A 13,679-nucleotide genomic window follows, 5' to 3' on the forward strand; every position below is an offset into this window, starting at 1 on the left:
GAGTGCGGGCCCGCACATCCTGAGAGAACTACTCAGGATGCAACTTCCTGTTCGGATTGTGGTGTTTCAAGTGTTCGGGCGATGGTGTCGAGTGAAATACCCAACACTTCCGCGACCGCGCTGATGGTGAAGAAGGCGGGTGTCGCGATGCGTCCGGTTTCGATCTTGCGCAGCGTTTCGACGGAGATGCCGGCGTCGAGCGCTACCTGAACCATGCTTCGGTCCCCCCGCGCCGATCGCAGGAGTTCACCCAGTCGTAGTCCTCGTTCGAGTTCTTCCGCCGTCAGCGGCACGCGCACCATGTGCTTATAGTAATACCGGTATAGTTATTCGACAAGGAAGGTGTTCGAAATGGTCGAAATCAAGACCGCAGGGGAAATCGACGCGATGGCGGCGGCGGGGAGAATCACGGCGCAGGCTCTGGCTGCGGCGCGTGAGGCGGCCAGCGTCGGAGTGACGTTGCTCGAATTGGACGCCGTTGCCGCGGAGGTTATTTCGGCGGCCGGCGCCTCGGCGCTGTTCTTGAACTACCGGCCGGCAACGGCACCGACGCCGTTCCCAGGCGCCATCTGTGCGAGTGTGAACGATGCTGTGGTGCACGGTATCCCGAATGAGTACCGGCTTCGCGACGGTGACTTGGTCAGCATCGACTGCGGCGCGAGACTCGACGGTTGGTGTGGTGACTCCGCCATCAGCTTCACTGTCGGGCGGGGGAGTAGTGAGGATCAGGCACTGATCGACGCGACCGATGAGGCACTTGCCCGTGGCATTGCCGCTGCCCAGCCCGGAAACCGATTGGGCGACATCGGTGCCGCGATCGGACAGTACGCGCGTGGCCGCGGGTACGGCATGCTGGCCGATCACGGTGGGCACGGCATCGGTCGCGAGATGCACGAAGGCCCGGACGTGCCCAACGAAGGTCGAGCAGGCAAAGGCTTCCGGCTGCGTCCCGGCCTGGCCATCGCCATCGAACCGATGCTCATCGCCGACGGAACCGACGACTACCGGCACGACGCCGACGGGTGGACCCTTCGTACCGTTTCGGGCGCCCGGGCTGCGCACAGTGAGCACACGGTCGCGATCACCGAAGACGGTCCGGTGATCATGACCCGCTGATCAACCCGCTCAGCTCTGGTTGGAGGTCTTGCCGCTCACGAGGTCTCGTACGTCCCACACCCACACGTCGTCGACGCGCTTGGCGTCGAAGCCGACCAGCTCGTCGACCGTGTGGCGCAGGGCGTCGTCGCCGGAGAATCGGGGAAGCACCAGTACGTCGGCGTGCCAGTACCGCAGGTCGGTCAGTGCGTTCGCTCTGGTGCCCACGTCGATCAACGGGACCTTGCCGGTTTGTTTGGCATTGACCAGCAGGGTCGAGGTGGGCCGGGACTCGGCGCCGTAGATTCCGGCGCGGGTCTTCGAATCCGGGCCGACGAAGTACCCGCCGGCGATGGGGAAGCCGAATTCGGCGTCGACCTGCCAGCTCAGTGCGCGGGCGTCTTCGGCGCTCGCGACAGGGACCGTCACCAGGGTGCCGTCGCTGACGTAGTTCTCCCACGAGCCGCTGGTGATGAATTCGGGCGTCGCAGATCGCTGATCGGCGTCGATGGGGGTCGGGATCAGGGGAATCATCGCGACGGCGAGAGCCACCAGCCAGACACCGGCTGCCGTGCGGCGCGGTCCACGAAGTTCGACAAAAGCGCGGTACGTGCCGAGGGTGAGCAGCAGCCCGATCGCCGGAATCGCGCCCATCGCGAATCGGGATTCGAGCACCGATTCGAACAACGGCAGGTCGGCGAGGAGTTTCCACGGCAGGGTGATGCCGGTCTTGTCACCGTCGATGGTCAGTTCGGAACCGAGTGAGAGCACACCCATGACCACGATCACCGCGGCAGCCGCGCGGGTCAGGCGGATGCGCCACAACCACACTGTTGCACCGAGAAGCAGGAGCACCAGCGGCCATCCGAAGTACGCGTTCTCCTCGGTCGGGTTCATTCGGAACTCCGCGCCCTCGGGGTCGCCCGCAACCGATTCGGTCGGGAACGTGGTGAGTGCAGCGGTGTCGTTGCCGGCCTGACCGTGTGAGACGCCGTCGTAGCTCGCTGGGCCGAAGAACTGCGACCACAGCGGCACCGCGGTGATCAGGAGTGTGACCGCGCCGCCGATCACGAGGCCGGGCATCGCGCGCTTGATCGCCTGGCGCGACTTGGCCAGGTCGGGCAGTGCATAGGCGGCGCCGAACACCATGGCTGACATCGTGAAGATGAGGAGCGGTTCTTCGCCGAGGAAGATCTGCCAGGCGACGAGTAGGCCGAGGACGACACCGTCGCGAACCGGACGCTTGCCGTTCGAAATGCGCACTACCTGCAAGAATATGAACGGAAGTACGAAGAACGCGACGAAGTTCGGGTGGCCGTTGGCATGCGAGATCATGGCGGGCGCAAATCCGCAGAACCCCGCTCCGACGGCGGCGGCGACCTTGGAGCGGACGGAGACTCCGGTCAGTACGTGCCGCGAGAATGCCCAGTACCAAGCGATGGCGGTGCCGCCGAGGCCGGCGGTCAGCCCGATCGCATACGTGGCGGTCGGTCCGAAGATCAGCGTGATCGGGGCCAACGGGATGCTGATGCCGAACATCGCGGTATTGGCCATCAGGTTCACGCCGAGTGGATAATTCTGCAGGTCACTGAACAGTGGGCTGCGGAACTGGGCGAGGGCGTGAGCGGTATCGGCGAAGAACCATTCCCACATGGCCTGGTCGCGGCCCGCGTTGAACAGATAGCCGGACTGCAGATCGCTCCACAGGTTGGACATCACGTAGATCGCCGCGACGGTGAACGTCGCCATGATCGCGAGGTCGACAAGACGCCCGCGCTGGACGACCGAGCGCCGCACTGCTGAACGGACTCGCCCTGGACGTGCTTCTTCGAGCAGTTGGACGTCGGGCAAGGTCTCGGTCATGCAGTCGGTGCCTTTCGGTTCTGGCGCCCATCCCTGAAGTGGCAGTTCTCAGAAGTTCGGGGTGGCCTATTTAGGTCTCGATTCGATAACTTCCTCTGTCAGAGTAACGAACAAAACGGTTCGCGTCCGCGAGCGGGCGCACTCAGCGGGACAAACCGGTCCGCCCGACTTGTCCGGAAAGTAATGTTTTCGTGCACCGTTTGACGGGTTCGTGACCGGGGTATCGCAACAAGGATCTTGCTCGCGTTTGTTCAGGCAGCCCCGACGAATCCCATCCTCGACGAAGAGTTGGAACCTACGTCCGGGGCCTATACCGGATGGGATGGTGCTTGTGCATGTCGAAGACAGCAGTTCGCAGTAGCGCAGTGGGGGCAGTGGCCCTGTTGGCCGTTGTCCTGGGGGGTGGGACGGCGTCGGCAGGCGTCGACAACACCAGTTCGATCACCGACGTCAAAGGAAATCGGATAGAAGTCTTCCAGGCTGATACCGCTATCCACGTCTTTCCACCTCTCGACAGCTCACCGCTGAGTGTCGAGTTCTTCCACGACGGGGTTGCCGGCGTGAAGATCGACGGCCCGGATGCAGCAAGTTTCACCGGAACGAAGCTGACGATCGGCTATCAGATCGGTTACCCGATCGCGCTGACCGGCGCGACGGTCGTTCTCAACAGTCCTGGTCTCGACTGGGCAGTCGAGAGCGGAACGAACCTCGGGATCGGTCTGGTTCCGGATTTCGAACTGGGCCTGGATATTTCCAATGGGTTCGTCATCGGCGGCGACATCATTCCGTCGCAGGAACTGGACGTCGACCTGGCGCCGGGCGGTATCACCGACGTCGCGCTGCTCGAAGATCAGGAGTTCGACGGTCCCGAAGCCGCTGTCCGTCTGTCCGGAGTTCACGGTTACGTACAGGGAGCAATCGGTCCGGTGACCATCAGGCCGTACGCGAAGGCTGTCACGTCGAATGGCGATACCGTCGTCACTTACGGTGTACCGCAGAGGCTTTAGCGAAAGCGGATGCTCCCGCCGTCACGCTGCAACAGCGTGATGGTGGGAGTTTTCCGCGTTCCGTGTGGTCGAATCGGCGCCACGAATCGGCGAAGCGTCCGCCCAGTGGGCACTACGGGAAACACTGACGAGTTTCGCGACCAACCGTGCCGCGATCCACACGAGGTACACGGCGGTGATCAGAAGCAGAAGTGCCCAGTCGTGCGCGAAGAATCCGACAATCCCGCCGATCGTGAACGCGAGGGCGACGAAGACGACCCGTCCACCCACGTCGGTCTCGACCAGATACTCGGGTTCGATCGGATCGTCGGGTTCACTCGATTCATCGACGTCCTCGGATGATTCGGCCCTGGACTTCTCGTGGTGTTCGGTCGGGATCTCGAGTAGCTCGCCCCATTCGAGCACCGCAACGGTGTGCGCGGTGTCGGTCGGGATCGCGCGGTAGTCGCGGGACTCGGACACGTCGATGAGAGCCCTTGCCAGAGTGAGTACTTCGATGCGATTGCGAATCGCGACGCTCAACACTTCATGGAAAGCCTGTTCGCGCCCGAACGGTTTGCCGCGCGCAATGACCAGAACATGCTCTGCGGAATCGAGAACTGCACGATGCGGTACAAGCTCGCGGCTTTGCGCAACGAGTTCGCTCACTGTCATCACCTACCCCGCCGGTGGTTGATGCGGCCGTTTGCTCGACTGCGCTTGGAGGGGCTGAGTACCCCGGCAGTTTCGGAAACAAACTCGCCGGACAGCGTGTCAGATTTGCGCAGCCGGGGCCGAGAGTGCTCCGAGGCAACTTTCGATCAGGTCGGCAACGATCACGTGAGCACGTTCGCGGCTGTCGACGCGGCCTTCCCACGTGGCAAAAGTGACGACGGTGAGCACGGTCAGAGTTCCCGCCCGAAGTTCGGCGATCTCTGCCGGTAACGAGGACGCAGCGACTATCCGCCGCTGAACTTCGCGGAAACTCTCGGCCTGCATGTGGTCACGGATAGTCGACGACATCGCCGGGTCGAAGATCGACTGCACCAGGAACCGCGCGTACAACGTGCCCTCGCGGTAGATGGTCTGTTCCGCCAACGGCAGGACGAGAGCCTCGACGAGGGCACGCATCGTCGGTGGTTTCGCGTCGAGATCGATCGTGTCGAGCAACTCACGACGACGCTCACCGGCAGGTCGCATTCTGGACTCGACGACGGCCGCCAGCAAACCTTCACGTGACCCGAAGTGATACTGCGCAGCCGATTTGTTGGCCTGCCCGGCTTCGGTCTGAACATCACGAAGAGTCAGAGCGGCCAGACCTCGCTCGGCAACCAGACGCTCGGCTGCATCGATCATCGCCGCTCGGGCATCGGTTCGGGGCACGGTATGAAGTTAGGGGTGCGTCGGGGTCGCGTCAACGACCCCGACGGTAAGCCTTTTGTGACGTATCTCCTGGTTAGATTGCGTCAGAGCGGGTAACGACCACAAACGGCCCCTGCTCGGTCACGGTGAAACGAGGATCGTCGAACAGTTCCTTGGGGAACGTGACCGTGTAGCGGCGGACGTTCGGGTCGTTGGGGTAGACGTCCTCTGCCAACCGCAGCGTGTACCCGTCGGCGCCCTGGCGGAAGACGAAGGCGTCGGGGCTGCGCCACGGCGCCGAGTCCAGCGCAGCTATCAGTTCGTCAGGCGTCTTCAGTTCCGACCACTGCTCGATCAGCGCAGCGCGCGCACGGAAATCGGCGAGCGGGTTCGCGTAGTGCGACGTCAGTCCTTGAAAGCCGAAGTACGGGTAGAAGCTCAGGAAGCCGATGTCGGCAGTGAGGACCACCGTGTCATGGGGTTCGCGTCCCAACTGCTCGCGAATGATCCGGTCGATGTCGGCGTAATTGGCTTCGGCACCCGGGGGCCGCTTGTCGCCGCGCTCGCCGTTACCGTCGGTATCGCTGTATGCCACAGCGATATCCGGCGCCAGCACCTGCGGGATGTTCTGCGCGAAAGCGATGGCTCCGATGACGCCGAGTGCAACCAGTACCGCTTTGACGCGAGGATTTTCGCTGGTGGCCAGCACGATCCAACCGGCGAACTCGAAGAAACCGAACACACCGGCGGCGGCAAGGAGTCCGATCAGGACCGGCTCCAGTCGGAAGCCGAGGAGCGTACTGCCGGCAACGGTGAACGTCATGGACAGCAGTGCCCACAGGTACACGGCAATGACACCGATACCGAGTGCTCGGGCGCGGCGGGAGAACAGGAACCGCGAAATCAGCCAGATCGTGCCGAGTAGGCACAGTCCACCGACAAGGGTGAAGCTCAGCATCGGGAAGGGCAGTACCGCACCGGAATCGGGGAGGTAGTGCATTGCGGTGCCGGACTCTGCGGTGGCACCGGAGAGTGCCTTCAGCAGGTACGGCGTCCAGACGGTCAGAGCCACCAGGCCGGAGATCACCGCGATCACGGCGAGCCTGACGAGGGGTCCCAGTGCGGCTTTCCACGTGTTCTGGGCGCGTGCGGCAAGTACTGCGGCAACCAAGGCCATCAGAGTCACTGCGAACGCGGCGAATCCGAGATAGAGCGTGTAGACCGTTGCGGCGAGACCGAGGAACAGGCCCGTCCCGAGTATTGCGCCGGCTCCGGCAAATCGAGATGCCCCCGGCCGGTCCAATGCGCCCCACGCGAGGATCAGCACCGGCGGGATCAGGAGGTTGATGACGGCGCCGTACGCCTCGGGGGAGTTGTACGCCAACACGACGGCAGTGACGGCCAATGCCGCGACGACGGCCCAATCGCGTCGAATCAGCTTGGTCCACAACACGAGTGCAACGACGGCGACGACAGCCAACGAGCCGATCGCGTAGGGCTTGAAGGCTTCCCAGCCGTCCATTCCCAGCAGGTTCGCGACGCGTCCACCGATCCAGAACCAGCCGGCCGGGTAGAACGGCGGCAGATCCACGTACGTCATGTCCTGCAGCGCAGCAGAATCCGTCAGCCGGGTCAGGTACTCGGTCCGGAACTGCTGATCGACCGAGACGCCGTGCAGATACAGACTCGTCGCGGCCAGGGGAAGTCCGAGCGTCGTGGTGACGAAGCCGGAGAGCCCGGCCCACGAGAGGAGTTTTGCGACCCGCTCGGCCTTGCGGGCGCGGAACATCAGAACCGCAACACCGACCACTGCGATGCAGAGCACCTGCAGCACCGTCGTGACTGCCTGCGTGACATTGGAAGAGGTGAACGCCGGCCACTGCACTCGGCCGAAAGCAAAGAGCCCGACAGCGGCTACAACAGCGGCGACCAGCGCTCCGAGGGCCATTTCCACCACCGTCGCCGCGGCATTACGCCACGGCGACGGGGTCGAAAGGTCTGTACTCGGAGCAGTTGTTGTTTCTGGCACGGGAGGAGCTTAAACCGGCAACTTCCGGAAGATCGGGCGCGGCACGTGGCGAAGACCCATCATGACGAAGCGCCACGGGCCGGGAGTCCAGACGATTTCCTTGCCCTTGTCCGAGGCGGCAACAGCGAGCTTCGCGACGATGTCCTTGTTGACCGTCAGCGGAGCTTCCTTGACGTGGGCACTGAACTGCGTGCGCACCATGCCGGGGCGAACGACGGTGACCTGCGGTCCGAATTCCGCGAGAGCCTCGCCGAGTCCGAGGTAGAAACCGTCGAGGCCCGCCTTGGTGGAGCCGTAGACGAAGTTGGCACGCTTGACGCGCTCGCCGGCAACCGACGACATCGCGATGATCTTGCCGAAGCCCTGAGCCTTCATCTTCTCGCCGAGAAGAACACCGACCGAGACGGAAGCGGTGTAGTTGACGTTTGCCACCAGAACGGCCTTGCGCTGGTTCTGCCACAGCTCTTCGGAGTCACCGTCCAGTGCGAAGGCGACGATCGCGACATCGACGTCACCGTTCGAGAACGCCTGGTCGATCACCTTCGGATGCGACTCGAAATCAACGGCGTCGAAGTCGATGAGCTCCACCGAGGTGGCACCCTTCGCTTCGAGCTGCTTGACCGCAGCTTCGCGTCCCGGATCGCCGGGGAGTGCCGCCAGAACGACGCGGAGCGGCGCCTTCTTCAGGTACTCCTCACAGATGGCGAGGCCGATCTCGGAGGTTCCACCGAGAAGCAAAACGGTTTGCGGGTTACCTACAGCGTTGATCACAGTTCCAGCCTTCTGGACATATCGGAGGCGAAAACGCCTGTGGGGTCGTACTTGCGGCGCGTCGCGATCCACTCGTCGATACGCGGGTACATGGCGTGGAAGGTTTCTGCGGACGTCCGCGAGTCCTTGGCCGTGTACAGGCGTCCGCCGAATTCGAGGACACGCTTGTCGAGTTCGGTGACGAACTCGTTCAGGCCCGGCTTGATGCGGAAGTCGACGCAGATGTTCCAGCCCGGGATCGGGAAGCTCAGCGGCGCCTGATTGCCTTCGCCGAAGAGCTTGAACACGTTGAGGAACGAGTAGTGCCCGCTGCGCTGGATGTCGACGATGATCTTCTTGAACTCGTCGACGGCCTCCGGCGGAACCACGAACTGGTACTGCAGGAATCCGTTGGATCCGTACGCCCGGTTCCACTCACCGAACATGTCGAGCGGGTGGTAGAACTGCGTCAGATTCTGGACCTTGCCGCGGTACTTGCCGGACTTGCGGAACCAGACCTCGCCGATCGCGGTGAAGTTGAACTTGTTGGCCAGCCCGTTGGGGAAGACGTCGGGGAACGTCAGCAACTGCGGTGCGTCGAAGGCGAGCGGGTTCTTCTGCAGCTTGGCCGGAAGCTGGTCGAGCTTCGCCAGAGATCCGCGCGAGACTGCCGCACGACCGAGCTTCGGGGGCGCGGAAATCGCGTCGAACCACGCGCTCGAATACTCGTAGTTGGCCTCACTGCCGTCGCTGTGCAGCGCGATGGTCTCGTCGAGGCTGTTGGTGACGTCGCCGTCGGCGATGAAGTACGCCGTCTCGGTCGGTGTCATCTTGATGGTTGCCCGCAAGATGATGCCCGTCAGGCCCATGCCGCCGATCGTGGCCCAGAACAGTGCGGCCTTCGGGTCGTTGCGCCCGCCCTTGGGGGTGAGCGTGCGAACCTTGCCGTCGGCCGTCAGCAGATCCAACGACACGACGTGGTTGCCGAAGCTGCCCGCGCTGTGGTGGTTCTTGCCGTGGATATCCGAGCCGATGGCGCCGCCGATCGTGACCTGACGAGTACCCGGCAGGACCGGAACCCACAGGCCGAACGGCAGAGCAGCCTTCATCAGCTGATCCAGATTCACGCCGGCGTCGACGTCCACCAGAGCGGTGTCGCGATCGATGCGGTGAATGCGGTCGAGTGCATTCATGTCGATGACCAGCCCGCCGGCGTTCTGCGCCGGGTCACCGTACGAGCGGCCGAGGCCGCGCGCGATGACGCCGCGTCGCAGATGCGATGGCTTGGAATCGTTCTGTTCCGCAACCTGGGCGACCGCGTTGGCGATCACTTCCACGTCGGGGGTGGACAGCACCTGTGCGGTGGTGGCGGCGGTGCGTCCCCAACCGGTGAGGGTGCGGGCTTGGGTGTGGAGAGCCGGCTGCGGCGTCTCTTCTGCTGTCGTGGACATCAAGGTAGAGGTTACCTGGGAGTAGTGCCGACGGCTCCGACTCGAGTGGTTACTCTCGTCGTCGTGCCCGAAACACCTGCAAGTCACCAGCACGAACCCCACGTCCCGCTGCCCGTCGAGATTCCTGTCACGACGGACATCGCCGACGACGCGTTGGACCTGAAAACGCAGATCGTCCGGTTCGTCGCGACGGGTGGGCTGTCGGCGGTCGTGGACTACGGGCTGTACGCATTCCTGTTCAAGGTCGTCGGCCTCGATCTGAGCGTGGCCAAGTCGATCAGCTTTATCGCCGGCACTACGACGGCGTATCTGATCAACCGGCGGTGGACGTTCAAGGCCGAGCCTTCTCGCGCCCGCTTCATCGCTGTTGTCGTGCTGTACGCGGTCACTTTTGCGGTTCAGGTCGGGCTCAACGCGCTGATGGTGCATGTGCTCGCCGACGAGTGGTGGCGCATGCCGCTGGCCTTCGTCATCGCGCAGGGCACCGCGACGGTCATCAACTTCATCGTTCAGCGGGCAGTGATCTTCAAGATCAAGTAACGGTTCGGGGTGGATTAGCGCATTCGTCCGGTTTCTCGAGAGAGAATCGAGCGCATGATCATCGTTCTCGATTCTTCGGCCCTGACCAGGGGTGTACGGTTCGACACTGCCATCGCCGATGCTCGCGCACTCGGACACCGCGTCGTCGTGCCGCGATTGGTCGTCCTCGAGGTTGCGAGTCGCTACCGCGAGGAATCGGCGGAGATGATCGCGGCCCTGAGCGTCCAGGCGCGCATGTACGACCGACTGGGATTGCGGCGCGACCTTACGAGGTTCGTCGACGCTGCTCACGACAAGGCCGACGGCTACGTCGACGACGTGATCGAAGACCTCGTGGCGATCGGCGTCGAAGTGGTCGATCCAGTCGACGTGTCGCATGTCGAGGTGGCCGAGAGGGCGATCTCGCTGCGTCGGCCCTATACCGACAAGAAGAAGCGAGACGGATATCCGGCGACGCTGAACTGGCTGACCGTGCTCGATCTCGCCGACCGCAACCCGGGCGTCGACGTCATCTGGGTGAGCTCCGACGCACGGGCATACGGCGACGGCGAAGACGGGGTCTGGCACGGCGATCTCGCGCGTGAACTGGCGTCGCGCGGTCTGGAGTATCGGGTCCGCTGGGCGTCGGACATCCCGGTGATCGACGGACCGGTGCAGGTGGAGCAGGTGGCGGAGGTCGAGGAAGCCGCTGAGGTCGCGCCCGAGGCCCCGGTTGCTCAGGGCTTCGTGGAGCCGGAAGCGGTGGTTCCAGCCGAGGTTCCCGAACCCGCGGCACCTGCAGCAGCCCCCGCCCCCAAGCCTGTTCAGCGCGCAGCGCGGACGAGAGTTGCGCCGCAGCGCATCGAACCCGCCCCGAAAGCTCAGTCCGGTGGACTGCGCGGTCTGGGCAAGGTCATCGGCGGGCGGAAACGAAAGGTCACGATCGTCGACGATCTCGACGAAGTCGACCTCTTCGGTGCCTGATCGCTTCTAATCTGGACAGATGTCTCTGTTGCCGACAGTCAGTCGTAGGACCGGAACTCGATACGGCAGGCCGAGTATCGAATCGCAGGTCCTCTACAACGCGTGCCGATGGATGCTTCGGCCCGTGGTCGGGATCGCGCCGCTGACGCCTGGCGCCATGCGCCGCGCCGCAGTGCTGGACTCGGCCGCGGGTGTACGCATTCCGTCCGGGATCGATCGGGAAGCGATTCGCTTTCCAGGTTTCGACGGTGAACTCGTGCGGACGGCAGGCTCGACGGCTGATCTGCGCGACGGTGTTGTTCTCTACCTGCACGGCGGCGGGTTCATGTGCTGCGGGCTCAACACGCATCGGCCGGTCGTTGCAAGCATCGCCAAGCGAACCGGCCTTCCGGTCCTGCACATCGCATATCGACAGTTGCCGAGCACGAGCATCAGCGGGTCGGTCGACGACTGTCTCGATGCATACCGGTGGCTCCTCGAACAGGGAGCCTTGCCGGAAAAGGTTGTCTTCGTTGGCGATTCGGCCGGAGGCTTCCTGGTTTTCGCGACGGCACTTGCAGCTGTTTCCGCGGGGATCGAGGTTCCGGCCGGTCTGGTCGGGCTCTCACCGCTCCTCGATCTCGATTGCACCACCAAATCGGTCCATGCCAACGCTCGACGCGACGTGATCGCCCCGGTGTCGGCATTGATGGCGATCGGAAAGCTTGGCGGACAGACGAACTCACCCGTCGACGGCGATCTGGCCGCGCTGCCGCCGTCGTTGCTGATCGCCGCCGAATCCGAGGTGCTCAGAGTCGATTCGGAGGTGATGGCGCAACGGCTCGCCGCCGCGGGGGTGCCGTGCTCGCTGCAGATCTGGAACGGCCAGGTTCACGCGTTTCCCGCCGTCTGGCCTGGCCTGCCGGAGAGCCGGGCAGCGCTACGTGACGTTGCCAGGTTCATTCGCACCAGGCTGGATGCGGTCCCGCCCCAGGTCGCGGGCGAAAGTTGTTCGGGAAGTTGAACTTCCGGTCCGGTTAGGGATTCTCGTGTCCTGACGTTGTGGTAGGTGCCATCGCGCGGGCATAGATCGATTCGAGCTCGGTTACTGCTGAACGTCGATCGACGTTGTCGGGATCGAGGCGATGTTGGAGGTTGATCCCGAGAGTGCCGGCCAGAAGGGTGACGGCAACCAACTCCGGATTGGTGACCGGGGTGTCGATCGAACGCAGGTAGTCCGCGTACAGCGTTCGCATTGCGACGTACTGCTCTGCGTAGGTCTCGCGGATGGTGGACCCGGGAATCACGGCTTCGATCAAGATGGTCGAGAAAATTCGTGCCTCGGGGTATGACATCAGTACGAAGTTGGCTTCGATCAATGCTTCGATTCCAGTCGCCGAGGATGATGCCAACTCTGCGCGTAGCTTTTCCATGCCCCACCGGAATGCGTCCTCGACGACGGCTCGTAGAAGCCCGTCCTTCGATCCGAAGTGCCAGGCCACGGACCCTCTGCTGATACCGGATCTTTCTGCCACGGCTTGTACGGACATCGCGGTCGACCCGCCTTCGGCAGCCAGTTCGGCCGCGGCTTTCACCAGTCGCCGTCTGGTTTCCTCGGAAATCTCCTGCTTGCGTGTCGACGCCATTCGATGTTCCTGCCTTCTTTCGTTCTCGAGTGCAGCCAATTCCGGCACGCGGTGACGTCGACGCGCCCGTCGGGGCCGAGACCTGCGCACCGCACTCATGCTACGAGGCCGGCCATCGGCCGGCCGTATTCCTCTCGCGACACCCTCTTGCCTATGTTGATCGTCCAGTTCTATGCTGAGCGTCCAATAACTTAACGGAATGGGCGGACATGGAACTCATCGATCTGACTAGAACTCTCGATCCGGCCGATCGGGAATTGCTCCCCGAGGGTTTGAAGGCACTGGCTTCCGTCGTTGCCCCCTCGGTGACCTACTCGCACCCCGCAGGTGCCGGACGCGACGAGTTCGCGGCAGCACTGCAGTGCGGAGTTCATGATCTTCCGGACGGTGAGGGGTGGGGATCGGAGATGTTGAGTGAGTTCAACAGCCATCTGGGCACACACGTCGACGCGCCGTTGCACTACGGATCAACCTCGGAGGGTAAGCCTTCTCGCACGATCACAGACATCGCGTTGGATGAATTGTTCTGCGAGACAGTGGTGCTCGACCTGCGCGGCCGGTGCGAGGCGAATCAGCCGATCTCGGTGGACGCGCTGAAAGCTGCCCTGGCGGAAAACGGTGCGTCCGTTCCCCAGGGTGGTGCCGTGTTGCTCCGTACCGGACAAGAGAGCTTCACCTTGGCTGATCCAGGGTTCTTTCAGTATCCAGGGATGAGTCGCGAAGGCACGCTGTTTCTCGCCGAGCAAGGCGCGAAGGTGCTGGGCACCGACGCTGCCGGCTGGGACTTGAGCTTTGCAGTCATGGCGCAGAAATTTCGTGACACCGGGGACAACTCGGTTCTCTGGGACGGGCACCGGGCCGGACGCGAACGTGAAGTATTCATCGTTCAGCAACTGGCGAACCTCGCCGCGCTTCCGCCCTCGGGATTTCACGTGGCGTTTTTCCCGATCAAGCTTGCGCGAGCCAGCGCTGCCCCGGCTCGTGTGGTCGCGTTCGTCTGAGCAAAATTCCTGCC

The 13,679-nt window shown here is 63.3% G+C and carries 14 protein-coding genes; 6 read left to right on the plus strand and 8 right to left on the minus strand.

Annotated elements, in window-relative coordinates; translation table 11 throughout:
* Positions 1 to 32 precede the first annotated feature (32 nt).
* Complete coding sequence (locus ATN38_RS22625; protein ID WP_003943854.1) at positions 33 to 302, minus strand: helix-turn-helix domain-containing protein; 270 nt, start codon at positions 300 to 302, stop codon at positions 33 to 35.
* A gap of 49 nt (positions 303 to 351) precedes the next feature.
* On the opposite strand from ATN38_RS22625, the gene map reads away from it, so the two are divergent.
* The gene (gene map / locus ATN38_RS22630) at positions 352 to 1,116 is read left to right on the plus strand and encodes a type I methionyl aminopeptidase (RefSeq protein WP_218748711.1); all 765 of its coding nucleotides are present in this window, start codon (positions 352 to 354) and stop codon (positions 1,114 to 1,116) included.
* 9 nt (positions 1,117 to 1,125) lie between these two features.
* On the opposite strand, the gene ATN38_RS22635 is transcribed toward map, so the two are convergent.
* Complete coding sequence (locus ATN38_RS22635) at positions 1,126 to 2,958, minus strand: glycosyl transferase (protein WP_218748712.1); 1,833 nt, start codon at positions 2,956 to 2,958, stop codon at positions 1,126 to 1,128.
* A 317-nt stretch (positions 2,959 to 3,275) separates the two neighbouring features.
* On the opposite strand from ATN38_RS22635, the gene ATN38_RS22640 reads away from it, so the two are divergent.
* On the plus strand, positions 3,276 to 3,965 hold the full coding sequence (locus ATN38_RS22640; protein ID WP_037126068.1) for an MspA family porin: 690 nt from the start codon (positions 3,276 to 3,278) through the stop codon (positions 3,963 to 3,965).
* A 21-nt stretch (positions 3,966 to 3,986) separates the two neighbouring features.
* On the opposite strand, the gene ATN38_RS22645 is transcribed toward ATN38_RS22640, so the two are convergent.
* The 5 genes from ATN38_RS22645 to ATN38_RS22665 all read right to left on the minus strand — a co-directional run bounded on the left by ATN38_RS22645 (position 3,987) and on the right by ATN38_RS22665 (position 9,536).
* Positions 3,987 to 4,619 carry a hypothetical protein gene (locus ATN38_RS22645; RefSeq protein WP_202022615.1) on the minus strand — a complete coding sequence of 211 codons (633 nt, stop codon included), beginning with the start codon at positions 4,617 to 4,619 and terminating at the stop codon, positions 3,987 to 3,989.
* Between the two features lie 99 nt (positions 4,620 to 4,718).
* On the minus strand, positions 4,719 to 5,327 hold the full coding sequence (locus tag ATN38_RS22650; RefSeq protein ID WP_287978284.1) for a TetR/AcrR family transcriptional regulator: 609 nt from the start codon (positions 5,325 to 5,327) through the stop codon (positions 4,719 to 4,721).
* 73 nt (positions 5,328 to 5,400) lie between these two features.
* On the minus strand, positions 5,401 to 7,254 hold the full coding sequence (locus ATN38_RS22655) for a galactan 5-O-arabinofuranosyltransferase (protein WP_054188738.1): 1,854 nt from the start codon (positions 7,252 to 7,254) through the stop codon (positions 5,401 to 5,403).
* A 90-nt stretch (positions 7,255 to 7,344) separates the two neighbouring features.
* A complete protein-coding gene (locus tag ATN38_RS22660) occupies positions 7,345 to 8,106 on the minus strand; it encodes a decaprenylphospho-beta-D-erythro-pentofuranosid-2-ulose 2-reductase (RefSeq protein ID WP_007731800.1) in 762 nt (253 codons plus the stop codon).
* Complete coding sequence (locus ATN38_RS22665; RefSeq protein ID WP_064073587.1) at positions 8,103 to 9,536, minus strand: FAD-binding oxidoreductase; 1,434 nt, start codon at positions 9,534 to 9,536, stop codon at positions 8,103 to 8,105. The genes ATN38_RS22660 and ATN38_RS22665 overlap by 4 nt, the downstream gene beginning before the upstream one ends.
* Positions 9,537 to 9,599: 63 nt before the next feature.
* On the opposite strand from ATN38_RS22665, the gene ATN38_RS22670 reads away from it, so the two are divergent.
* From ATN38_RS22670 to ATN38_RS22680, 3 genes are read left to right on the plus strand one after another with little or no spacing between them, the layout of a single operon-like run.
* On the plus strand, positions 9,600 to 10,076 hold the full coding sequence (locus tag ATN38_RS22670) for a GtrA family protein (protein WP_073513418.1): 477 nt from the start codon (positions 9,600 to 9,602) through the stop codon (positions 10,074 to 10,076).
* Positions 10,077 to 10,130: 54 nt separating this feature from the next.
* On the plus strand, positions 10,131 to 11,039 hold the full coding sequence (locus ATN38_RS22675; protein ID WP_218748713.1) for a PIN domain-containing protein: 909 nt from the start codon (positions 10,131 to 10,133) through the stop codon (positions 11,037 to 11,039).
* Between the two features lie 19 nt (positions 11,040 to 11,058).
* Positions 11,059 to 12,042 carry an alpha/beta hydrolase gene (locus ATN38_RS22680; protein ID WP_218748714.1) on the plus strand — a complete coding sequence of 328 codons (984 nt, stop codon included), beginning with the start codon at positions 11,059 to 11,061 and terminating at the stop codon, positions 12,040 to 12,042.
* Positions 12,043 to 12,055: 13 nt separating this feature from the next.
* Here the strand turns inward: ATN38_RS22680 and ATN38_RS22685 are convergent, their stop codons facing one another.
* Positions 12,056 to 12,664 carry a TetR/AcrR family transcriptional regulator gene (locus ATN38_RS22685; protein ID WP_158170230.1) on the minus strand — a complete coding sequence of 203 codons (609 nt, stop codon included), beginning with the start codon at positions 12,662 to 12,664 and terminating at the stop codon, positions 12,056 to 12,058.
* A 209-nt stretch (positions 12,665 to 12,873) separates the two neighbouring features.
* Here ATN38_RS22685 and ATN38_RS22690 point away from each other — a divergent pair, with 209 nt between their 5' ends.
* Positions 12,874 to 13,665 (plus strand): cyclase family protein, encoded by a 792-nt coding sequence (locus ATN38_RS22690; RefSeq protein ID WP_051649531.1) that lies wholly within the window; start codon positions 12,874 to 12,876, stop codon positions 13,663 to 13,665.
* Positions 13,666 to 13,679: the final 14 nt, after the last annotated feature.

It is taken from the genome of Rhodococcus sp. FH8 (assembly GCF_019266085.1).
GTDB lineage: Bacteria > Actinomycetota > Actinomycetes > Mycobacteriales > Mycobacteriaceae > Rhodococcus_F > Rhodococcus_F qingshengii.

What these genes read in the sequence shown, in the direction of transcription:
- ATN38_RS22625 (WP_003943854.1), bottom strand. Translation starts at nt 302, where the DNA reads ATGGTGCGCGTGCCGCTGACGGCGGAAGAACTCGAACGAGGACTACGA.
- map (WP_218748711.1), top strand. Translation starts at nt 352, where the DNA reads ATGGTCGAAATCAAGACCGCAGGGGAAATCGACGCGATGGCGGCGGCG.
- ATN38_RS22635 (WP_218748712.1), bottom strand. Translation starts at nt 2,958, where the DNA reads ATGACCGAGACCTTGCCCGACGTCCAACTGCTCGAAGAAGCACGTCCA.
- ATN38_RS22640 (WP_037126068.1), top strand. Translation starts at nt 3,276, where the DNA reads ATGGGATGGTGCTTGTGCATGTCGAAGACAGCAGTTCGCAGTAGCGCA.
- ATN38_RS22645 (WP_202022615.1), bottom strand. Translation starts at nt 4,619, where the DNA reads ATGACAGTGAGCGAACTCGTTGCGCAAAGCCGCGAGCTTGTACCGCAT.
- ATN38_RS22655 (WP_054188738.1), bottom strand. Translation starts at nt 7,254, where the DNA reads ATGGCCCTCGGAGCGCTGGTCGCCGCTGTTGTAGCCGCTGTCGGGCTC.
- ATN38_RS22665 (WP_064073587.1), bottom strand. Translation starts at nt 9,536, where the DNA reads ATGTCCACGACAGCAGAAGAGACGCCGCAGCCGGCTCTCCACACCCAA.
- ATN38_RS22675 (WP_218748713.1), top strand. Translation starts at nt 10,131, where the DNA reads ATGATCATCGTTCTCGATTCTTCGGCCCTGACCAGGGGTGTACGGTTC.
- ATN38_RS22680 (WP_218748714.1), top strand. Translation starts at nt 11,059, where the DNA reads ATGTCTCTGTTGCCGACAGTCAGTCGTAGGACCGGAACTCGATACGGC.
- ATN38_RS22685 (WP_158170230.1), bottom strand. Translation starts at nt 12,664, where the DNA reads ATGGCGTCGACACGCAAGCAGGAGATTTCCGAGGAAACCAGACGGCGA.
- ATN38_RS22690 (WP_051649531.1), top strand. Translation starts at nt 12,874, where the DNA reads ATGGAACTCATCGATCTGACTAGAACTCTCGATCCGGCCGATCGGGAA.